This is a genomic window from uncultured Roseobacter sp. (assembly GCF_947493125.1).
In the GTDB taxonomy this organism is placed as follows: domain Bacteria; phylum Pseudomonadota; class Alphaproteobacteria; order Rhodobacterales; family Rhodobacteraceae; genus Roseobacter.
Map to the genome: position 1 here is coordinate 341,037 of NZ_CANLQB010000007.1, position 21,483 is coordinate 362,519.

Annotated in this window: 21 protein-coding genes and 1 pseudogene; 6 read left to right on the forward strand and 16 right to left on the reverse strand. The window is 54.5% G+C overall.

The window, feature by feature from the left end:
* Positions 1-88 precede the first annotated feature (88 nt).
* Entirely contained in the window at positions 89-1,177 is a 1,089-nt protein-coding gene (locus Q1A71_RS17085; protein WP_299679047.1) for a site-specific integrase, read from the forward strand.
* Positions 1,178-1,313: 136 nt separating this feature from the next.
* Positions 1,314-1,985: pseudogene (locus tag Q1A71_RS17090) on the forward strand (transposase); the annotation flags it as partial.
* Here Q1A71_RS17090 and Q1A71_RS23680 read toward each other — a convergent pair.
* Together Q1A71_RS23680 and Q1A71_RS17100 are read right to left on the reverse strand one after the other, a co-directional pair.
* A complete protein-coding gene (locus Q1A71_RS23680) occupies positions 1,983-2,963 on the reverse strand; it encodes an MBL fold metallo-hydrolase (protein WP_366140281.1) in 981 nt (326 codons plus the stop codon). The pseudogene Q1A71_RS17090 and the gene Q1A71_RS23680 overlap by 3 nt on opposite strands.
* A 29-nt stretch (positions 2,964-2,992) precedes the next feature.
* Complete coding sequence (locus Q1A71_RS17100; RefSeq protein ID WP_299679051.1) at positions 2,993-3,871, reverse strand: NAD(P)H-binding protein; 879 nt, start codon at positions 3,869-3,871, stop codon at positions 2,993-2,995.
* A gap of 662 nt (positions 3,872-4,533) precedes the next feature.
* On the opposite strand from Q1A71_RS17100, the gene Q1A71_RS17105 reads away from it, so the two are divergent.
* Positions 4,534-4,764 carry a hypothetical protein gene (locus Q1A71_RS17105; protein WP_299679052.1) on the forward strand — a complete coding sequence of 77 codons (231 nt, stop codon included), beginning with the start codon at positions 4,534-4,536 and terminating at the stop codon, positions 4,762-4,764.
* Between the two features lie 404 nt (positions 4,765-5,168).
* On the opposite strand, the gene Q1A71_RS17110 is transcribed toward Q1A71_RS17105, so the two are convergent.
* The 5 genes from Q1A71_RS17110 to dctP all read right to left on the reverse strand — a co-directional run bounded on the left by Q1A71_RS17110 (position 5,169) and on the right by dctP (position 10,047).
* Positions 5,169-5,975 (reverse strand): serine hydrolase, encoded by an 807-nt coding sequence (locus Q1A71_RS17110; protein ID WP_366140289.1) that lies wholly within the window; start codon positions 5,973-5,975, stop codon positions 5,169-5,171.
* A gap of 111 nt (positions 5,976-6,086) precedes the next feature.
* Complete coding sequence (locus Q1A71_RS17115; RefSeq protein WP_299679055.1) at positions 6,087-6,662, reverse strand: cytochrome b; 576 nt, start codon at positions 6,660-6,662, stop codon at positions 6,087-6,089.
* A gap of 456 nt (positions 6,663-7,118) precedes the next feature.
* A complete protein-coding gene (locus Q1A71_RS17120; protein WP_299679058.1) occupies positions 7,119-8,426 on the reverse strand; it encodes a TRAP transporter large permease in 1,308 nt (435 codons plus the stop codon).
* A complete protein-coding gene (locus Q1A71_RS17125; protein ID WP_299679061.1) occupies positions 8,423-8,920 on the reverse strand; it encodes a TRAP transporter small permease in 498 nt (165 codons plus the stop codon). The genes Q1A71_RS17120 and Q1A71_RS17125 overlap by 4 nt, the downstream gene beginning before the upstream one ends.
* A 71-nt stretch (positions 8,921-8,991) precedes the next feature.
* Positions 8,992-10,047, reverse strand: coding sequence for a TRAP transporter substrate-binding protein DctP (dctP, locus tag Q1A71_RS17130; protein ID WP_299679064.1), 1,056 nt, complete (start codon positions 10,045-10,047; stop codon positions 8,992-8,994).
* A 323-nt stretch (positions 10,048-10,370) separates the two neighbouring features.
* Here dctP and Q1A71_RS17135 point away from each other — a divergent pair, with 323 nt between their 5' ends.
* Positions 10,371-11,150 carry an IclR family transcriptional regulator gene (locus tag Q1A71_RS17135; protein WP_299679067.1) on the forward strand — a complete coding sequence of 260 codons (780 nt, stop codon included), beginning with the start codon at positions 10,371-10,373 and terminating at the stop codon, positions 11,148-11,150.
* Positions 11,151-11,237: 87 nt separating this feature from the next.
* On the opposite strand, the gene Q1A71_RS17140 is transcribed toward Q1A71_RS17135, so the two are convergent.
* From Q1A71_RS17140 to Q1A71_RS17170, 7 genes are all read right to left on the reverse strand, one after another.
* The gene (locus Q1A71_RS17140) at positions 11,238-11,996 is read right to left on the reverse strand and encodes a dienelactone hydrolase family protein (RefSeq protein WP_299679070.1); all 759 of its coding nucleotides are present in this window, start codon (positions 11,994-11,996) and stop codon (positions 11,238-11,240) included.
* Between the two features lie 77 nt (positions 11,997-12,073).
* Complete coding sequence (locus Q1A71_RS17145; protein ID WP_299679073.1) at positions 12,074-13,375, reverse strand: amidohydrolase family protein; 1,302 nt, start codon at positions 13,373-13,375, stop codon at positions 12,074-12,076.
* Positions 13,372-14,382: an amidohydrolase family protein gene (locus Q1A71_RS17150; RefSeq protein ID WP_299679076.1), complete on the reverse strand. Its 1,011-nt coding sequence runs from the start codon at positions 14,380-14,382 to the stop codon at positions 13,372-13,374. The genes Q1A71_RS17145 and Q1A71_RS17150 overlap by 4 nt, the downstream gene beginning before the upstream one ends.
* Positions 14,383-14,399: 17 nt before the next feature.
* On the reverse strand, positions 14,400-15,167 hold the full coding sequence (locus Q1A71_RS17155; protein WP_299679079.1) for a class II aldolase/adducin family protein: 768 nt from the start codon (positions 15,165-15,167) through the stop codon (positions 14,400-14,402).
* 98 nt (positions 15,168-15,265) lie between these two features.
* On the reverse strand, positions 15,266-16,198 hold the full coding sequence (locus tag Q1A71_RS17160) for a DUF6282 family protein (protein WP_299679082.1): 933 nt from the start codon (positions 16,196-16,198) through the stop codon (positions 15,266-15,268).
* A complete protein-coding gene (locus Q1A71_RS17165) occupies positions 16,191-17,171 on the reverse strand; it encodes an aldolase/citrate lyase family protein (protein ID WP_299679085.1) in 981 nt (326 codons plus the stop codon). The genes Q1A71_RS17160 and Q1A71_RS17165 overlap by 8 nt, the downstream gene beginning before the upstream one ends.
* The gene (locus Q1A71_RS17170; RefSeq protein ID WP_299679088.1) at positions 17,140-18,048 is read right to left on the reverse strand and encodes a hypothetical protein; all 909 of its coding nucleotides are present in this window, start codon (positions 18,046-18,048) and stop codon (positions 17,140-17,142) included. Before Q1A71_RS17170 ends, Q1A71_RS17165 begins: the two co-directional genes overlap by 32 nt.
* A gap of 260 nt (positions 18,049-18,308) precedes the next feature.
* Here Q1A71_RS17170 and Q1A71_RS17175 point away from each other — a divergent pair, with 260 nt between their 5' ends.
* The gene (locus tag Q1A71_RS17175; RefSeq protein ID WP_299679091.1) at positions 18,309-19,067 is read left to right on the forward strand and encodes an IclR family transcriptional regulator; all 759 of its coding nucleotides are present in this window, start codon (positions 18,309-18,311) and stop codon (positions 19,065-19,067) included.
* A 301-nt stretch (positions 19,068-19,368) separates the two neighbouring features.
* Positions 19,369-20,301, forward strand: coding sequence for a 3-keto-5-aminohexanoate cleavage protein (locus Q1A71_RS17180; protein WP_299679094.1), 933 nt, complete (start codon positions 19,369-19,371; stop codon positions 20,299-20,301).
* Between the two features lie 40 nt (positions 20,302-20,341).
* Here the strand turns inward: Q1A71_RS17180 and Q1A71_RS17185 are convergent, their stop codons facing one another.
* Positions 20,342-20,938, reverse strand: a complete 597-nt coding sequence (locus Q1A71_RS17185) for a ferric reductase (protein ID WP_299679097.1) — start codon at positions 20,936-20,938, stop codon at positions 20,342-20,344.
* On the reverse strand, positions 20,935-21,435 hold the full coding sequence (locus Q1A71_RS17190) for a twin-arginine translocation pathway signal (RefSeq protein ID WP_299679100.1): 501 nt from the start codon (positions 21,433-21,435) through the stop codon (positions 20,935-20,937). Before Q1A71_RS17190 ends, Q1A71_RS17185 begins: the two co-directional genes overlap by 4 nt.
* Positions 21,436-21,483 lie beyond the last annotated feature (48 nt).

The following is a 21,483-nucleotide window of genomic DNA, read 5'->3' on the forward strand; positions in this document are numbered from 1 at the left end:
CGGCGAATGCTGCTACGCTGGAATACGCCTCAATATCCCCGAATTTGCCCCTCTACGACGACTCATTGCACACACAGCGCACACGAGAATGGCCTCCATCACCAAGCTCCCCTCTGGCGCCTACCGGGTCCAGATCAGACGAAAGGGCCGCTACGCGAGCGAGACTTTCCTCCGCCGCGACGACGCCCATCGCTGGGCCCGCCAGGCGGAGACCCGGGTCGATCAGGGGCTGGCGCCGAACAAGTCGTCCGTCTCCAGCCTCCAGACCTTTGGCGACCTCATCGACCTTCATATAACCGATATGTGCGAGGTAGGGAAACCGCCGCGTCGCAGCAAGGCCGCCACGCTGACCACGCTCAAGCGCGATCTCGGCAAGGAGCGGATCGGGCACCTCGACCGGCAGATGCTGATCGACTACGGCAAGATGCGTGCGGAGCAAGGTGCGGGCCCGGTCACGCTCGGGATCGACATCGGCGTGATCAAGATGATCATCACCCATGCGGCCGCGGTCCACGGTCTCGATATTTCTCCGGAGCCCGTCGATCTGGCGCATGTCGCGCTTAAACGCCTTGGCCTCATCGGCAAGGGTACAGAGCGGGATCGACGCCCCCGCACAGACGAGTTGAACCGATTGTTCCGTTGCTTCGATGACAATGAGCGCCTGACGCTGCCCATGACCCGGATCGTGAAGTTCGCGGTCGCCACGGCCATGCGGCTCGACGAGATCTGCCGCGTCGAATGGAACGATCTCGATGTCGACCGCCGCATGCTCATGATCCGGGACAGAAAAGACCCGCGCAACAAGACCGGAAATGACCAGCGCATCCCGCTCTTCGCCGCCACCGGATTCGACGCCTGGGCGCTTCTCATCGCTCATGCAAAGAGTTTCGGACGTTTTGACGACAGGATTTTTCCTTACAACTCGCGATCGGTCGGCACGGCCTTTCGACGAGCCTGTAGAAGCGTCGACGTGAGGAATCTGCACTTCCACGATTTACGTCACGAAGGCACAAGTCGCCTTTTCGAAGCAGGGCTTACCATTGAACAGGTCGCGCTGGTGACAGGCCACAGAGACTGGAAAATGCTGCGCCGCTATACACATCTTCAACCAGAAGCGCTGCATGCGTTGGTTCCGAAACGCGTGGTTTCGCCTTCGTCACTGTTAGCCGGAGAATGAAGAAAGTCTGGACTGCGTCGATGATCATGCAACGGGTCTGCCGAAGTCAAAGTCGGCCGGTTTTGTTGAAAAAGTCGGGTTGAAAGCGGGGTTTGGGGCTGATTCAAGCTTCCTGTGAAAGCAGGAGATCGCGGTCATGATGGGCGAGCGCCAGACACTTCAGCGGAGCCTTTTCTACGAGTTTAGTCTCGAAGATCATGTCCCGGAGGACCACCTGCTGCGGAGCATCGATCGGTTGGTGGATCCCTCCGATATCCGTCTTCGGCTCGAGCCGTTCTACAGCCGGATCGGTCGACCCTCGATCGATCCGGAGCTGATGCTGCGGATGCTGATCATCGGCTACAGCCACGGGATCAGATCGGAGCGGCGGCTTTGCCAGGACGTCCGTCTAAACCTCGCGTATCGCTGGTTCTGCGGTCTGGATCTGAACGACCCGGTTCCCGACCACTCAACGTTCTCAAAGAAGCGCCACGGAAGGTTCCGCGATTGCGACTTGTTTCGCCTTCTCTTCGAGGACGTCTTGGCGCGCTGTATCCAAAAAGGGTTGGTCGGTGGCGAGGCTTTCGGCGTCGACGCGTCGCTGATCAAAGCTGACGCCAACCGCGAGGACGGGATCGCGCCCGACGACTGGGCTCCGGGAGAGCACGCCAGCCGCGCGACATCCGAGTATCTGGCTACGCTTGACGACGCGGCCTTCGGCGCGGCGACGCCGGTTCAGCCGAAGTACTTGTCACCCGTCGACCCGGCTGCGCGATGGTCGGCCGCCGACCGTGATAAAGCCCAATTCATCTACTCAACGAACTATCTAGCGCCTCAGATACTCCAATGCGGGCGGGATATAATTTGCCTGTTCCCACGTGGGATAGCGGCGCTGCACCTCGGCGATCATCATTTCCATATCCGCACCATTTGCGACTATTTCGTCCAAAGCATCCAAGTAACCGGCGACGTCTTGTGCAATCTCGACACCGCCGAGGCTTCCGTGGCCGGGGACAATCAGCGCCGGAGCAAGTTCTTCAATTCCGGATAGGGCCATCCGCCAAGCGAGCAAATCAATATCCTCAGCCCCGATCAACGGCGGGAAATAGGGCACGATCGGATAGATCCGCTCTTCGATCAAATCACCCGCGAAAAGAACGCCTGCGTCAGGGACTTCGATAATCTGATCGCCTGGGGAGTGGGCCAGTCCGACCGATCGCAACACGACCTCACGCCCACCCAGATCCAAACGCGTCTCCGCGCCGTCGTAGGTCTCATCCGGCATCGTGACTTCGATTCCGTCAAGAAGGAATTGATGTTCCGCCGGAAGCACCCCAGCCCGGAACCCGTCGAGAAGGCCCTGCCCCGCCCGCGCAAGATGATCAGCCTGCGCACGGTTATAGAAAATCTGTGCATCCGGTGCGAAAACCTGTGCGCCAAAACCGTGTTCGGGATGCGCATGGGTCAGCGTCAAAACGATTTCGCGTCCGGACGCCAGCCGGCGCGCGGTTTCCATCACTGCTTCTGCACTGTCGACCCCAAGCCCGCAATCCACGACAAGCACCCGTTCTGTCCCGACGATGATGCCAACATTGGGAACGAGCGGGATGCGCTGATCCGGGATCACAAAAATCCCTGGTGCGACTTCTGCGGCAAATCGGGCGTCGACGCTTGGCTGAGGATACGTTGTCGGCCCCGCATCAGTGGCCTCCTGTGCGGACGCAACTGTGGGCAAGGCGCCAGTGATCAGCGCGGCGGCGGAAGCTTGCATCAGATGTCTGCGATTGGTCGTAAGATCGGTTGTCATCGAGTTTTCCTTTTTGTTGGCGGTGAAGTTTAATCCAGCACGGTGGGCCGTAGTTCGGCCTCAGCCCATGTGCGGAACGTGGTTGGGGTGTTGTGACGAGGTGTGTCTCGCAGCAGAGTATCCATTCTGTCATTTTTGGCTGTCAGCATCGCGACGTAATCTTGCGTCATGCCTGGGCTGGCGCCGTTCTTCCGCAGGCTTTCGGCAAATCCTTCCATCGACACTTCGGAAAAAACGACTGGTCGGCCCAGCACGTCCGTCAAAGTCTTGGCAATCTCTGCAAATGTCAGGTTTTCTGGACCATGCAGCGGAATGTCCTCTGCGCCGTTCCAATCGACCCGCGATAGCAAACCTGCAGCCACCGCAGCCACGTCGGACTTTGCCACGTGTGGAAGAGGCAGATAGGCAGGCGTGGGCGCGAAAAATTTGCCGTCGCGCAAGGACTGTGTTTGCCGTTTGAGGTTGTCCATTAACGAAGAACAGGCCAGTGCCCGATAGGCGACTCCGGTCTTGGCGATCATATCGTCCATCGCAATACTCTCAGAGACGAGTCCCGCATAATGGTTCCACCCCCGGCCCAATGCAGAGACGCCTACAACGTGCGTTACAGAGGTTGTCGGCAGCGCTTCCGCGAAAGCGCGCGAGAAATCGACATAAGCTGCCTTGGCGCTCTCCGCCGTCGGATCACCAGGCGGCAACCAGAATACGCGATCAATTCCTTCTAAGGCAGCACCGATAGTCTCTGCATCCCCGTGAGACCCTTCAACGACATCGATACGCTTGCGCAGCGCAAGGGGCAAATTGCTCGGTTCGCGTAGGATCGCCCTGATAGGCAATTCCGTGTCAGTCATCAGCCGCGTCAAGACACGTGAGCCGATATCGCCAGTCGGTGTTGTTACTAAGATCATCCGATGCTTCCTTAACTGTGTTCAATTCAGTTAGGCGGCCAACGTTGTACGTTAAACACTCGAAAGTGCATCAAAATGCCTTGATCGTTCAAAATTATTTTGAGACGACGTATGGATGTTTTTTGTCTCGACGGCCTCCTTGAGACACTTATCGGATTTCGTAGCAAGCGCCTTCAGTGGCTGCGATTCACTGTCGACTTAGATGAAATCGACAAAGTCGCCGACGAGTTGCTGTCATGCTATGATTGGTTGTCCAATACCAAGCGCACCTAACGCTAACGCACTTCGGGGAACTGCTTGTTCGCCGTCTTGTTTAAGCTGCTTCACCCTACCCACGAGTTGGAATCTGCGGCAAACCCAAAACGGGTCAGTGTTACATTCTTGGTTGGTGGACCAGCTCTGACTTGACTCTCAAAGAGGTTGCCCACATTGTTTCAATGAACAGGACATCGTCCTGATGGTCGCGACATACCGACGTTGAAACCTGTAGAAAAGATAAGGTCGAGTGTTGCGCAATCTGACCAAATTTTGTCGAATGCGCTCTTCGCTAAACGAAGCCAATTTTGACGAAAGCTCAAGCCAGACCTTCAAAGGAATTGGTTACAAATTGCTGTCCGTTGTTCTCTTGAGCAGTATGCTGGCTTGTATCAAGGCGACTGCAGATGCCGTTCCACCTGGTCAAGCGGTGTTCATTCGTGCCCTGCTCGCCGCGCCTATTATCCTTCTTTGGCTATGCGTCGATCCTGACTGCAATTGCACTGGGTTTCTGGGCTTTCGGCGAAATCCCGTCACTCTGGACTGGTGGCGGTGTCGCGATCATATTCGCGGGCGCGCTAGTTGTTCTCAGAGGCGAAAAAGGATTGGAAAAACCGACACCACTCACCAAAGCCTGACCTTTTGCGTGGCATCCGCAGCTTCAATTGCCCCCGCATACCAACGAAGGTGTAATGATGAAATTGAGCGCAGATTGACGCCTCTTACACGCTCTGATGTGATAGTGCCAACCGTTCGGCCGGTTTGCCGCATGAGCTGGCGTCAATACTGCCACCAGCGCGGGGTACGATCGGAGGTATAGCGCCTTTGTAAAGGCAATTGGCGCGATCCGTCGTTGCAATCCGATCTCGATGGAGTTCGTGAACCAGCCAATTGGTTGAATCTAGAACGACGCCTACACGTTCTCGGCAATGCTGTTCATCAACGACATAAGTTGCCCGAAATGACCCTGCGTACGTGCTGGGAGGTTCGGATCAGAGGTGATCACAACAGTAAGATCCAGATCCGGCACAACCACTAGAAGCTACCCACCGTATCCCCGCCCGTAAGCCGCCTCTTGCCCTGCAATTTGCGTCAGAAACCAACCATACCCGTATTGATCTCCCGACCACGGCGAGCGCGCGCGCGGTTGCCATGACATTTCGATCCAGTTTGCTGGAACAACTTGCGTATCGTTCCATAGACCGCCCCGACGAACCATCTCGCCGATCCGCGCGAGGGAGCGAGGCGTCAGGCCCATCTGGTTTCCGCCGAGGTAGAGCCCCTGCGGATCGCGGTACCACCGTGGAATCTCGACCCCCAACGGATCCCCCAGCCAATTCCGCGCCAGGTTGTGCAGATCCCGTCCTGTGACACGCGCCAGCAGCGCGCCCAACACATGCCATCCGCCCGTCGAATAAATGAAAGCACCGGGGCGGCTTTCTGCCGGGGCATCCAGCACGTAGTCGACCCAATCGTTCGACGAAACCCAAGCGCCGTAATTCGCACCGGAGGTCGTGGCCAAACCGGTTTGCATGGACAACAGGTTTCCAACAGTCAGGCTGTCTCGTGCGTCCCCCGTCTCCGCTCGATCAAGCAATGGCAACACGCGCGCGTTCGGCCCACTCAGATGGCCGCGGTCAATGGCAATGCCCGTCAGCAGCGCGACAATCGTCTTTGATACCGATTTGATGTTTGCAATGCGGTCGAGCCCCGGCCCACGGGGTGCAATTGCCAGCCTTTCTTCTCCGCCCTGGATGACCACCAAGGCGTGCAGCTGTTCCATCGCCTCCGCATTGATCTGGACCTCACCCAAGGAGGACGCTGGCAGGGACTGCGCCAAGGCCGGCATAGCCAAAGAAGTTAGTCCAATGGCAGCGGTTGATCTGAGAAAGGATCGGCGGGACGTGTGCATCATTTACCTCTCTAAAAGCTCTGGTTGGGCCGCATAATCACTACAGAACTAGATATCTTCTTTGGAACCTCTGAGCATACGGCTCAAAGTCGCATCTCGATCGACAAAATGATGCTTCAATACCTCGCCGATATGGAGCGCTAAGAGCACCAATATCAGCATTGAGATTGCCCAGTGGGTGAACCCGGCCGCTGAATTTAACCACACAATTTCCCCAATAGATGGGACCAGAACCACACCCCAGATAGCGACATCAAACCCTCCCGAGATCGTCATTACGATACCAGATATCGGCATAACGATGATGACGATTAGCAACCCGATGTGGACGGCATGCGCAGCTCTTTCCTGCCAACGCGGTGTGCCGTCGACTGGCGCAGGGAAGCCATTGACCATCCGCCAGCTGACCCGCCACAGTCCGTACACCAGCACGACGATGCCAAACAGCATGTGCCAGTCATAAAGAGCAAAAGTCATTTGTTCGGAAAGCCCGGCGTAGTCGATCACCAGACCGATGCCCAATGCAACAAGGAAAACTGCGGCAGTAAACCAATGATTGATCCGGGAAATACGATCGAATCTTTGGCCACCCGTTGACGGTGGCGTATCGGTTGAACTGAGCATGGCCTGAGCGCCTCCGATATGGTCCAGGTTGTTGAGTAGTTCACCTATTCAGCTAATCTGCGTTCTGAATACTCATGCGTTCCGAGTTTTCGTGAGAACGTTCAAAATCCGCTGCGCTCTGTTCGAATCTCGAATTTCCGCGACCCCGGCACAGGAGTGCCTCTTCCGCACGCGTTCGGCCAGACGGGTAATTCATCTTCCGGTCAAAAAGCCGAAGGACAGGATGCATTGCGTTCCGATGTGTCGCGATCAAGCCGTGACACCTACTCGATCCTTTCTGGCAAACCGCAGCGGTTGATCCACCGCCAGTTTCGACGGTTATTGTTGGCGTTGTAGCTGGCCTCAGCCTCAACTTTCCTACAACTCTATCTAAGATCCCTCGGTCGATTACAGGCGCGATGTGGTCATGATTTCCAGTTGGGCACTCATATTGGCCCTGTTCACAATCGCACTGACTTAACGCGCGAGAACCTCCACCATAAACAATGAGATACTGGGCACAAATGTTACCAGAAGCAGCGCACTGAACGCGACAAGGATGAATGGAACGAGCTCGAAGTAGATCGCACGCAGGTCTATCTTAAAGAGAGACTGAAACATGAAGATATTGAGCCCGACCGGCGGTGTGAACACACCGATCGCAAGGTTCATGACCATAATCACCCCAAAATGCGTCGGATTAACGCCAATGGATTGCGCGATTGGCAGCAGAACCGGTGCCAGCACGAGAATAGCGCTTCCTGGATCAAGGAAACATCCGACAACGAGAAGCAGCAAATTGATGATTAAGAGCGTCTGCCATGGCGTGAGTTCCATCGCTGATACAGCCGCTGTAATGGTGCCGATAGCACCGCTGATCGTAAGGAGCCAACCCATGAATGCAGCGACGGACACGATTAGAAAGAGGATCGCAGTCAGGAACATTGTGCGCCCCGCCATGTCCACACAATCCCGCAACGTTACTTCGCGATAGATCAGGGTTGAGACGATAAATGCATAGACGGACGATACTCCGGCCGCTTCGGTAGGGGAAAAGATGCCTCCATAAATCCCTACGAAAATCAGTGCAATCATTCCGAATGCCCAAATCGAACCAAGAGAGGCACGCACGATTTCACGAAACTTTGCGTTCAATGAACTATTCGGCGTTTCATCCGAAGAGGCGACTTCGGCAGCGTGTGCCAGTCGCAGCCGAAGGCCAATGTACACCGAAAATGCAACCGCCATCACAAGACCCGGACCGATGCCTGCCGCGAAGAGGTCAATAATGGAGGTTTCTGTGACGATTCCGTAAAGAATAAAAGCAATGGAGGGCGGAATGAGAGACCCAATGCCACCACCGGCAATTACGATCGCCGCGGCAAACCCATGATTGTAGCCACTTTGTAGCATCTTGGGATATGACAGTGGCCCGACCGTCGCGACCGCGGCTGTCGATGATCCGGAGATGGCTCCGAAAATCGTTGAGAACGAGATTGAAGACAGACCCAGCCCTGCTCGCGCCCCACCCATAACGAGCATCACCCAGTTCAGCAGCCGTTCGGAGACACCCCCTCGAGACATCATGTCACCGGCAAAAACGAAGAAGGGCAACGCAAGGAAGGACCCCTTGTTTACGCTATCGAACATCACCTGATGCAAAATCACGTGAGGGAGGCCGACCTCGAACACAACTAGACTGATCGCTGCGATCAGAACACAGAGAAAAATCGGGAACCCCAGTAGAAGGGCAATCACCATACCAGTGAGGATCAGACCAGTCATTCTGCCGTCTCCGGCACAGCCTGCTGATCCTCAACGTCGTCTTTAAGATAGGACGGTAGGCTAAAGAGAGCGGCAAGAGCCGTTAACGTGAAACCAGCAAAGAACGACCCTTGATAGAGCCACATTGGCATGCGCGCTGCAGTCGTTGTTTCGCCACTATTCAAATAGAGCTGCATGACAATTGACGACTGGTAGGCGACAAATCCTGCACTTCCGATGAGCGCGATGTTCTCGATTGCGCCTCTAATCCTTCGGCCAATCGATGACATCAGAGAGTCGAAAAGGTTAATGCGAAGGTGGGCCCGTTGGTACGTCAGAACGGGGAACATCAGCGCAACCCCCCAAAGAGTCAGGCAGATCATGACTTCTTCGGCCCAAGAGAGCGGAGAACTCCAGACATAACGCAGAGCGACGTTGGTGCAATTTACAAGAACCAACGTTAGAAAGCAGAGGCTTGCCAACATGGTCGGAAGCCTCACAAAGACAACAGACATCAAGGCGATCACCGTTCGCGAATAGAAGAATGGGTGTGCCCGAAGCGAATCTCCGAGCACACGTTGCTAGACTATTCGCCCTGGAGCAGCCGACGAAACTCTTCCATTTCAGGATTTCTTGCAGAAACTTCTTCTGCAAGACCGGCCATCATTTCACGGTAACGCGCCTGGTCTTCATCACTGAAACTGATGATCTCTCCACCATTCGATTCCCATTGCGCAATCATGTTGGGCAGATCATCGGTGCACAGCTGCGCATAGTCGGCTTGTGTGCTTCGTGCAGCCGCCACGACCGTATCGGCAAGATCATCCGGTAGAGTGTTCAGCCAGGCCTCGGATAGTACGATGAAGACCGGGACGACGGTATCCTCAAGATTTACTGCCTGTGTAGCAATCGAGTGAAGATTGAATGCGTTCAAGACGGCGATACCGGAACCAACACCGTCGATTGTTCCTGCTTGTAGCGCGGGAACAATGTCCCCGGTTCCCATTGGTACGGCTGTCGCGCCAATGCGGCTCAGGAATATCTCCTGAACTTCCGCCCCGTCTGATTTGAAATTCAGACCTTCGAATCCATCGAGTGTGCTGATGTCGGACGTCGCAAGATAAAGGACCGGGTTAACCGCCACCGCTTGAACGCCGATGATCCCGTTGTCTTCCATCATCGATAAGATGTAGTCATTGACCTCCGGGTCCTGAAACACTGCATTCGCGCCATCCATGCCGCCGTCGAGGATGAACGGGACTGACAAGAGGTTCATGCGTTCTTCAAGACCAGCAAAGTACCCCGGAACACCCAAATAAGCCTGAATCGTTCCGAGCTGGAGCCCGGAGATCATGGCCGATGGGCCGCCAAGTTGATGGCGGTTATAAATCTCGGTCGCAACACGGCCATTTGTAGCTTCGAAGATGGCTTCGCCCATCAACTCACCAGCACGTTCGTTACAATCGTTTGCGGTTGGCATCGCAAATCTGATGGTGAATTCTGCATCCTGAGCCGCCAGCGGCGAAGTCAGAAGCGTGGCACCGAGTGCGGTTGCTGTCGCAAACCGGCGTAGTTCTGGTGCGAATTTCTCTGTCGTGATCACTTCAATCCTCCCTGACCATTTTTTGGCAAGAACTGCCATTCGTACCGCCCTCCCCTAACTGTGTCGTCAACCCACCCTTCTATGCGTCCAGAGCACTGAAACAGGCGATCAACATCGACGTCAGTTCTCGTTCGTGATACATCAAAAACGAGACGAGATCTCATTTTTGTAAGGATGAGCGCTCATCAAGTCAACCCCGCAAAGTCTATTTGACCAGAACTTTATATAAGTATTTCAATATGTTGAGAGACGTATCTACATTTTTTGCGCAACCCGACGCCAACTTGCGTTTTTTCGTTTTCGCGCATAGTAAATCTGAGTCGGCCTTAGGTGGCGGCAGATTTGAGCAGGAGGTTCAATAATTGGAAGTCTCCAATAAAAGCGATGGCCAAGAAACGATCCAAGGGAGCGTCTTCGGGTTGTTGTTGGTTGAATACCTGGCCGAGCAATCGCAGCCCCGAAGTATGACAGATATAACGAAAGCTCTCTCTCTCAGTCGCAGTCGCGTGCATCGCCATCTGCAAGCGCTCGTTGCCACAGGCTATCTACATCAGTGTCCGGAGACTGATCGATATCGGATCGGATCGCGCTCTTTATCACTGGGCGCATTGTTGGAGCACGGCGATCAGCTCGTGGAAGTGTCTCTTCCGATCATGCGGGATCTTCGCGACAGTCTTGGACACACGGTTATCTTGTCCGCTTTAGAGCCGAAAGGCATGCGTGTTGTCGCGAGCATAGTTGGGACCTCGCCTTTCGAAATTGGGGTCAGACGAGGAACGATGCTCAACCAATACGCAACTGCGCAGGGGCGTATTTCTCTTGCTCTTGCATCGCCAGAAAACCAGGATCTTGCGCTTGCTACTCCATTCGAACCACTGACACCGGAAACGGTTGTTGAACCGGTCGAGCTCAAGAAGATTCTCGATAGGATCAAAAAGCAGGGCTGGTCCATTGCGCCAAATCAGTCTCTGCTTGGGCTCAATGCTTTGGCGGCACCCATTCGCGATGCGCATAAGCAGCTTGTTGCCAGTATAGCGATTGTGGATTCAATCCAAAGACTACAGCAAAAACCAGAGAAGGAGCAGGTTGACGCTGTTATCGACGCCGCAGACAGTATCTCGAGGCGTCTCGGAATAACGTAGCCTGAAGGCCCGCCCATGATGGGGCATATTTCCGTTCTTTAGGCTGGTCAATAGGCACCGCGCTACCGATTGGAGCTTCGGGTTCGCTCACGTTGTCTCTAGTTTCCCGAACATTTCCAGGCTTTGCGTCCAGACGTCTTCAGAGGCTTCATGGCGGTAGGAGGATGGCTTGCCAGGCATCATGAAGGCATGACCAGCATCCGGATATACGTGCACATCATGTTCTGGGTCGGCCGCTTCAAGAGCCTGTTTTACGGCGTCGATATCATCGAGCGGTGTCAGTTCGTCTGCTCCGCCGAAGCCGATGAAGAGCTTGCCAGAGATCTGAGCGATATCATGCACAGGCGCATCTTTTTCATCGGTCACCAATCCGGTGGGGTAGACAGCCACACCGGCAGCGAACTGTTTTGGATAAGCTGCCATCGATCGCACGACAAACCGGCCGCCCATGCAATAACCCACAGTACTCCAAAGGTTCGTTTGATCGGTGCCCGTTGCGGCTCCCACTGCGTCGATCAAAAGGCCTGTGTCTCGCACGATGGGCGCGTCATTGCGCATTTTTTTGACCGTTGCATAGAACACCGGCTGCACATCTTTCGGAAGTTGACTGTAGCTCACCGTTGCGTCGAACGACACGTTTTCACCGAAACGATAATAGAGATCGGGCAGAAATGTCGTGAAACCTGCGGCCCTATAACGTTCAAGGAATCCGTCAAGCAGCTCGTCGCGGATACCCATGGCATCCATGTAAATCAGGACGTTGCCACGGCTCTCACCATCAGGCCGTCCGACATACGTTAGCATCACGCCGTCAGGTGTTTCTATTTGGAGTGTCTCTAGGGTCATTTCGACAATCTCTGCAATTGTGGTGCATTGTCCGACATGGTGTAACGCACGTGTTTCGATCTTTAGGTGATTGATTTCTAACGCTTGCGACCATCCAGGTCGTACAGCGTTCGTGCATGGTCCCGCATAATGCCTTGGCTCAGGTTCGCGCAGACCTGTGAAGACACTTGTCCGTCTGCGCGCATGTCACCTAACGCCAGCGTTAAGGCGGCTCTGCCGGTTTGGTTCATAATCCAGGCTTTTTCTTCCCAGCCAGCAAGGCGGTTATTCTTTACTGGCGATGCCGCAAGCATACCAAGGGACCGATCAGAATATGCATCTGTTCCAAAGAGCAGCTTTTCCGGCCACCATTCCAACGCTTCCCTGATCTGCAAGCTGACCGAACGTGCCGAACGGAAGATCGTGGCACAAGAAAAGTCCGTGTAGACGTTCGGATAGCTGAGCAGCGCCACCGTCTGAGAGATAAATGGCCATCCGCCATGTAGGAGCACGAATTTGGTGCCTGGTGCTGCGCGGAAAATGCGCTGCATCAATACCGGGTTACTTCCTTCAACGTCAAACCTATCTGCAACACCATATCCGGTGTGGATTTGCACGACCAAACCTGCTTTGCCCGCCTCAACGACTAGTCTCTCGAACACAAAATCCTGAAGGGTTTTGTGCTCTTGAGGCGTCAATGATCCCTTGCGTAGCCCTTCCTGATAGACGGTCTGGGCCGTCTCGGTCGAAACCTCATCGTAGCGCAAGGGGCGATTGTATGGACCGTGGAACTTGATGCCTACTGCACCTTGTTCACGCCAAAGTACCAAAGCGCCCTGCATAATGTGATCGAGATAACCTCGTAACGTGTTTGGCATGTCACCACCGCAGAAGCGGTCGACCATTTTTCCGCGTACCATGGTATAGACGGCCGAAAGGCCATCTGGCTCGACTTCTGCGATCGCGAACGGCCAAAGCAACCATTCCGCGTAAGCACACCATTCAAAGTGCGGTGAGGGCTCGGACGGGCTTGGACCGGGCGCGATGCCAATCATCGTTTCAATGCCGACCTGCTCCAACACCCAGGTGTTGTAGGCATTGCCCCTGCGCGATATCTCGGCCTCTTTGCGCTCAATCAGATCGACCAGACCCTTTTCAGAAAAATCGGTCAGATGAATGCCCCACAACGCGGACCATGCCGCCAGATACTCTGGATTGTCAGTCCGCATTCGCAGGGGAACCTGGACATCTTGAGGCTGGATCGGCCGTTCTCGGGCGCCCGCCGGTTCAACCCCCACAGCCACCGGGTGGGCGTGCTGATCGATGGCCTGAATTGAGGAAATTTCAGCAAAAAGACCTTCATCCGCGCCCGCTGGAAGGTTTGTGACAACATCGGTCATAGGTGCTCTACCTTTGTTTTTGTTTTCAGGCGCGGAAAAAGGGAAGTCGCTGCGGCGCGACCAATCCGTTTGCGTGCTTCAATCGGGATGACTTCGGGATCATCCATTGATGCCAGTTGATCATTCACGATACGGTCATGCGCGTACGGCCAATCACTTCCAAACAGAACCCGGTCCTCTCCCGCAAACTCAAGTAGCGCACCGAGACCAGCAGCATCGCCGGTCAGGGCCACGTCGAAGTAGAAGTTTCTGAGAAGCGAGCGGGTGTCGCTGATAGACAATTGCCCTGCCCGGTCGACAAGCCGAGTCGGGAAGGAAGAAGCCATTGATCCCTCGACATCAGAGGGAAGAGAGAGTTGGTGTGCCGCGATCGCCGCAATACGCCAACTAAGAAACGGGATAACCCCCCCTCCATGGGACAAGATAAAGCGAATGTTTGGGAACCGCTCAGCGACATCTGCAAAGACCAAGTTCACCACCGCGCGGGTCGTTTCAAAGGGGTACTCAACGGCGAAAACCGGTATGTTGAGGCCAACACTCTTGGATGCTGTGCTTGGTGAAGGGTGGATAAGAACCACGGCGGAGTGCGCATCGAGCACTTCAAGCAAGGGGTCGTATGTGGGGTCTCCGAGATAGATGCCGTTGTAGGAAGTCTGAAGACTGATCCCGTCCAGTTTCAGATCCCCCAACACACGTTCAGCTTCAGCGCAGGCCAGTTTCACCGCTGGCAATGGCAACGTCGCGAAGGCGCCAAAGCGAGCGCTCTCCACGCAGAGTTGTGCAAACTCATCATTGACACCCCGGCTCAACAATGACGCATGGTCATCGTCACCGAAATGTGTCCCTGGCGCGGAGAGCGAGAGTATCGCAGAGCTTACACCGCAACGATCCATAAACTCCAATGCGAGAGGAGGATTCCACTTTGGTGTCCTAACCCCCGTCCCAAATGCGGTTATTAGGGCCGCCCGGTATCGACCAGGCATCGCATGAAGATGGACGTCAATCATTGCTCTGGGTCTGTTGCTCAGTGACAGTAGTCGGGGGCACTTCGGGCGATCTTCCGTTTCCAGCCTTCCCAACAAACTTTGGACCACATTTGCTCACCGTCCGTGATTGCACGGGCCTGCTGTACGGTTGCGCCAAGCACGTCATTTGGCGGCACATATGCTTCAATGCCACCCTCTCCAACGCCAGACATGATCTGCGCTTCGCAGGCGCGGTTGAACGTATAGGCCAACACAAATGCTTCGCGCTGCGTGGGGGCCCAGATCGCGACGCCATGTCCTCGCTGCAATACGATTTGGCCATCGCCAAAAGAGTTGACGAGGTCGGCTCCAATTTCTGGCGAAGAAAGCATGCCAGGATAATCATGGTAACCGATAGGACCAAGCCACATCGCATACTGATTGCCCGGAATGAGACCCTGTTTCTGCATTGCCACGGCGCAGACAGCCTTGGTGTGCACATGGATGATGGCATTCGCCTTCGGAAATGCATCATAGATTTCGCGGTGAAACGGAAACGCAAACTTGTGCGGCATGTCGTCTTGTGGCCTTACATGCTCGGCGTTCCTATCAAGCAGATGAAGATTGGAGGCTTGAACGTCATCGAAGAAATATTGTGGGCCATGCAAGAGCATGTGATCCGGATTATCTGGAGACCGTGCTGACAAATGAGCCAGCGTTACGTCATCCCAACCGAACAACGAGACAAGGCGGATCGCTGCGGCCAAGTCGATGCGTGCTTCTGTTTCTGCGGCGCTCACGCCGGACGATGTGGATTGATCAAGCATTGTTTTCCTCCCATTACGGGCCGAAATTTTCGGCCCAATTCTGTCTTTTCAAGATACCGCAAGGTACAATAGCGGCGTCGATTGCGCAGAGATTTGCCTCAGATTTGAACGATCTCGATATCAAATGCGCGTCTCGCGTTAGTTGAGAACATTTTGCGGATATCCGGCTCGCCGTACCCGAGGTCGAGACACATCTGAATGCCTTCGCGCATGCCGTCTATTGGATGAAGCAGACCGTTTTGTCCTAGGTCCGAACTCATTATGGTTTTGTCCACGCCAGCGGCATCGATGTGCGCGCGCAAGTCTTCGGCAGTTCTGCTGCGAAAGGCTGAACCGGGCACAAAAAACGAAAGGGAGTGTTCGATGAATGCGCCCAGTTCAGCAAGCCCCGCAACATCTTCAATCGTGCCTTCGACGATGTCTTCGGGGTGTGTGATCACGATCCGTTCGACGCCGCGCGTGATAGCCTCTCGAACTACGATCCAGCTTTCACTGATGTGTAAGTGGCCGGTTGCCAACGTGATGCCCGTGCGCGCAATAGTATCAAGTATTTCTTTCACTGAATCGAAGAGCTGCCCATCGTCGCCAACTACAGGGATTATCTCGGCCGGCCGAATTTTTGTCGTGCTGGCGGGATGTTCGATCCCCGACGTCCGCTCCCACTTTGCATGGTGCGCGGCTGTCAAGGTTGGCAGCCAAACAGTTTTTCCGCCCATTGCGGCTGTATGCTCTACGGCGAACGGATTGAGCCCTCCGACCACGTTGTTCAGCACGACGCTTGAGAAAACTCGCGTTGTCAGTTCGGGGTGGTGCTTTTCGATCAGAGCGGCGCACATAACGCCACTGTAGTCATGGTCCTTCGTAACAATCGCAGCCATTCCGGCTTCAGATGCATCGCGTGCAAGTTCAAGATGGTCGATCCCTCGCGTTGCAATAGAGGGACCACTGTGAACATGCGGATCAATCGCACCCTTCAGCAGATCGGCTACCCGTGGATCGAATTGTGGTTCAGATACAGCGACATTAACCATGTGAGGCATCCTCTTGCTTGGGTTGCGGGCGCAGTTCCGAAAATGCCTTCAACGCGGGGATAGCCGCCTGGCGCATGAAACTGTGGTCAGATCCAATGATGAAACCGTTGAAACCGTCTTTCAGGAAAGACTGACCTTCCTTTGCCGATCCAACCATGATGATGGCGGGTTTGCCTGCTGCTTTTGCCGCCTCAATTATCCGCGCAGTGGCAGCCAGTACGTCCGGTGCATTCTGCCCCTCAGCGCCCATAGCCACGGCCAAATCGCCACGGCCAACAAAAACGGCATCTAGCCCGTCAGTTGCAACGATGTCATCAATTGCATCAAGCGCTTGTGGATCCTCGATCATTGCGATGACGGTGACAGCCGCGTCTTGAATGTCGACATGTTCCCACAGGCCGAGTCTGCCATAGCCACCAGCACGGGTCGTATTTGAAATTCCACGAGATCCACTGCGATACCGACATGCTGAAACAGCCTTTCGCGCGATTTCGGCACTGTAGACATGGGGGATCAGGACGCCTTCAGCTCCGTCATCGAGAACGGCCAAAAGCTTGGATGGATCAGCACCTGCCACCCTGACAATCGGGGACGTTCCTGACGCGCGAGCCGCAAGAATGGCCCGATCAATTGTTCCGCGATCAAATGGCGCATGTTCTTCGTCGATAACGACGAAATCAAAACCGATGTCGCCCAAAACCTCAATGGTATGGGTTGCGGGGGTTTTTACGAAGCTTCCCATCATGAGTTCGCCAGCGAGGAGCCGCTTTCGAAAGTCGGTCATTTTCCTTTCCTCCCGCAGTTCTTTGCGAGCATTCCCTGCCGCAAAACCACTTCTTGTATTTGGGCGGCGTTGCGGCAGGAACTGCTCGTCAACTGGGCCGAGGTAGGCCGGTTTTGGCCTTGCTGTTTTTGCCTGATTGGTGAAGGTGCGACTGATCCTACGTGTTGGGCAGTAGATAATCTTCGGCATTCAAAACCCAGTTTTCCTTCATCGAAAAATCAAGGCGAGGCGGCGAAAAGATATCGACAAGGTCATTCGCACCCGCTGCTGTGCCTCGCGACGTATGGATCGTGGGCGGAGGAATAACAGCGACAGACGGCGCCTTTACATCAAGATGTACGTCTTCGCGCCAAGACGCGAGATCGACTGTCCATGGCCAGCGAAGATGGTGTGCGAATGTCCCACCCAGCACGAGGGATGCTTGCTCGAAGTCGTCATGCGAATGGGGCGACAAACGAGTAGTATCGCGAGGCCCCATCTGTGGATCAAACACGTTGATCATCACAGTTGTGCAACGCCAAATTCGACCAAAACGCCCCTCTTGCTGCGGAACATCAAGAGAATAGGTTCGGATTTTGAAACCGCCCTTCGGGTCCGGCCATGGAGTTAATGGAGTGACATTGATGCGAGGCTCTGCGTATGCATCGGCATTGGCGCACTGTGCGTTGAGTTCTTCTGAATTGGTTGAAAATACGCGAACGAGCCGACCGCCTTTGGTGAGAGTAATGATGCTGTCACCGGGTGGCATCACGATCATGGAATAACCATCGATCTCGTTTGTTTCAGTACCGGCACTCAGAACAGCAGGCGTCTCACGATCTGGCACCATAGCCATGTATTCATCCGGGTGATCGATCCGAGAAACGGTTCCGCCGGGCGCAACCTCAGTATAGGCGATCACGAAATTCTGGCCCCGGATAAGCCACGTTTTTCCGTGGTCATCGTCAAATTGTGGCGTTTCCTCGTAAAAAAGACCGACGCTTTCAGACGACAATAGCTCTGGAGCTGGAAGGCCGCCTGCTCCAGCGCTTGCCAACGTCGCTCTTACATCTCTGCTGTCATACATGCCGTATCTCCGTTGGTGCGCCGGCAACCGTGTTTTCACACTATCCCTCGGCTCTCTTTGGTTCTCTGATTGAAACAATGTTTTGCTGAATAGGACAATGGCGTAGATGAGTGTCTGTGGTCAAGACGAAATTTATCGAACTTGACAGCCACCCCGTGCTGAACTTGAGTCCACGGGAAATCTGACCTCCATTGAAGGGTGACCTCCAGCATGTTTGAACCGATCCATTGCCAAAGGTAGTTGGGGAAGCCGCAGGTGGCGTGCAGGCGGTTGTGCTCGCTTTGCGCATTTTGCGCGAACTGGCTGAGGCCGATGGTCCAACCGGTGTCACGACGCTCGCTGCAAACCTTGGAACGACGAAAAGTCGGATTTCCAGATATCTTCAAACGCTTGTACAAGAAGGATTTGTTCAACGCGCACCGGATTCTGAGCGCTACCAAGTTGGCCCCGGAATGGTGAAGCTTAGCTTGAATCTCTTGAGCCAGATCAATCTTCTATCCGCCGCAAGGCCGGTCCTAGCGAACTTGCGAGATGCTTTAGGGCACTCTGCGGTAACGTCGCAGTTTGAAGGAGATGGCATACGGGTTATCGCCGCCCTTCGTGGAAAATCAGATATTGAAATTGGCGTTTTGCCTGGTTCGCCGCTCAGCCTGCACGGTTCCGCCCAAGGTAAGCTCGCGCTCGCCTTTGGGCCCGCCAACCTCAGAGAGAAAGTTCTGAGCTCTGAACTGGTTGCTCTTACGCCGCAGACAATAACAAACCCAGAAGCACTCGACGTCGAATTGGATCGTATACGGAACAATGGATGGGCCATGGCTGCGAACGAGGCTTTGATCGGTTTGAATACTCTCGCGGCACCAATCTTCGAAGGCAATGGCCGGTTTGTTGGAACGATCGCCATAAACGATTCAGTTCAGCACATCGGAAACGAGCCGACGGCACAACAGCTGTCTGAGATTCTGAGGGCGGCGGCGGCTATTTCAGAAGATCTTGGGTTCTCTCAGGAAGACAAAGCATAGTCTGAACCCACCCACTGAATGCACTCGACTATGGTACCAAAGATTATCTTTGCGCCGCAGCAGCGTCGCTTTCGAAGCGTGAGCTAAAACAAAAAACTATAGTTGATACACTATTATGAACCTCCAGTTCCAAAGGTTTCTCGGCATACCAACGATCATCACAATTGCGATAATCGAAACAGGGTTGCGCTAGTCGCAACATTCGTGTGTCATGCACTCACGAATGTTGCGCCGAAAACGGGTCGATCCTTGCGAGTGCCCGATCTCAAGCATCTAAGTCAAACAATCTAGAGGATCCGTCGTGGCGAAAACCCCTGTCATCATCACCTGCGCAATCACTGGTGCGATTCACACTCCAACCATGTCAGCCGCCCTGCCCTACACCCCCGAAGAAATTGCGGATCAGTCAATCGCAGCCGCTGAAGCCGGGGCATCAATTCTGCACCTTCACGCACGGCGCCCGGATGATGGAGGTGTCAGCGTAGACCCTGATCACTTCGCAGCCTTCCTACCGAAAATAAAACAAGCGACAGACGCAGTTGTGAACATTTCGACAGGTGGTTCGCTTCAGCTTCCGATATCAGATCGCGTCAAACCCGCGACCCAGTTCAGCCCAGAAATGTGCTCGCTCAACATGGGTTCCATGAACTTCTCGTTTCATCCTTTGGCGAAACGCTATGATGGCAAGTGGAAGTTTGATTGGGAAAAAGACTATGTTGAAGGTTCCGAGGGGAACATCTTTAGAAACACGTTCCGTGACATTCGGGAAGCCGCGGACACACTGCGTCCGCACGATATCAAGTTCGAGCACGAGTGCTATGATGTCGGCCACCTCTATAACCTGAAGTTCTGCATGGATCAGGGCTTCTTCAAAGCACCGATTTTCTTGCAGTTCATTTTTGGAATTCTTGGTGGCATCGGGCCGGAAGTCGACAACTTAATCTTTATGAAGCGCACTGCCGATAGGCTATTTGGCGATGATTATCGTTGGTCAGTCTTAGGGGCTGGTGGCGCACAGATGTCTCTGGCGACGACCGCAAGCCAGATGGGCGGTAATTTGCGCGTTGGCCTTGAAGACAGTCTTCTCATCGCGCGGGGACAGCTTGCAGAGAACAATGCTCAGCAAGTCAAAAAAGTTCGCGGGATTGTCGAAGCTTTGGGGAGTGAAGTTGCAACGCCAGACCAAGCGCGAGATATTCTTGGTCTTAAAGGTCGTGACAACGTGTCATTTTAGGTCTGAAACGCATGTGTCAGGCAGAAAGAGCGTTGCCTAGCTACGCTCTTTTAAGCTTGAAAACACGCCAGCTTCGACGACGCCACAGCGTCCAAAAAAGTGCCCCAACGACCATAATACATAAGGCCACTTTAGTATTCTGACCCATCGCGCCCTCAATTAAAATGGTGTGCGCAATAGTCGTAATCACAACAAGAACTGCACTGGCCCCATGTAGCGCGCGAAAACGTGTCAAACTGATCCGCGTCCTGAAGACGGCCAAACCGCTGGAGGCAATTACAGCAAGTGTTGCTATCATTCCCCAAAGTCCGAACGGTGTAGGTGAGCGAAAAAGAAGCACGTCAACAACATCCGGAGGGCTAACATACCAAAGCCCCCCGATGTGAACGACGATTAAGCTAACGATACTTCCGCCGACTATTGCATGGGCGTATCTCTGTTTCGAACCAACAAGCAGCTGGCCACTCACCAAAAGGATTTGCAACAGCATCAATGCCAGGGCGATTATCCCTGCAAAGCCAGCAGCTACATAAATCGGCTGGCGCCATTCAAGGAGCGAACTCTGGGTTGCAACCAGTATCGGAACAAAGATCACGAGTGCAACCAGCATCCACAACACTGTCTTTCCTGAGGTCATGAAGGCTGCAGAACAAAATCCACATTCAACTCTGTATCCGATGCACGCGCCATGACCGGTCTCAAAAAGACGGTTTGGAACCCGCCATCATCAAACTCGGCATCATATGCCAAGTGCCCATGTGGTTGGCCAAACGCAGGAACAATCTGAGGCATTTCAATGCGGAAGATACCGTTCTCGTCAGTTAGGGTCGCGCCATGTGATGCCGCGTCGCGTTCATGGCCTTCGGTAGTGTGGGCCCAGACTTGAATCCGGCGACCGGGGAGAGGCATGCCATCGCCTGCGCGCCGAACAGTCCCTGTCGTCCAAAAGCCCCCGCCCCCGATCCGATCGACGATCGGAGCGCCGGGACGATAGTTATTCGCCCCGCCACGCATTGTCCGGGTCGGCGCGAGACCTTGTGCAAGCGCTGGCGTGACCAGCCCAGAAATTCCTGTGAGAAAAGTTGCTGCCGTGCCTGCCAAGATGGTGCGGCGGTTGGGTGTGATTTTTGTCATTTCGCATTCTCCTGAGTTAGATTTAGGGCAATTGAAGAGCCCCAAAAG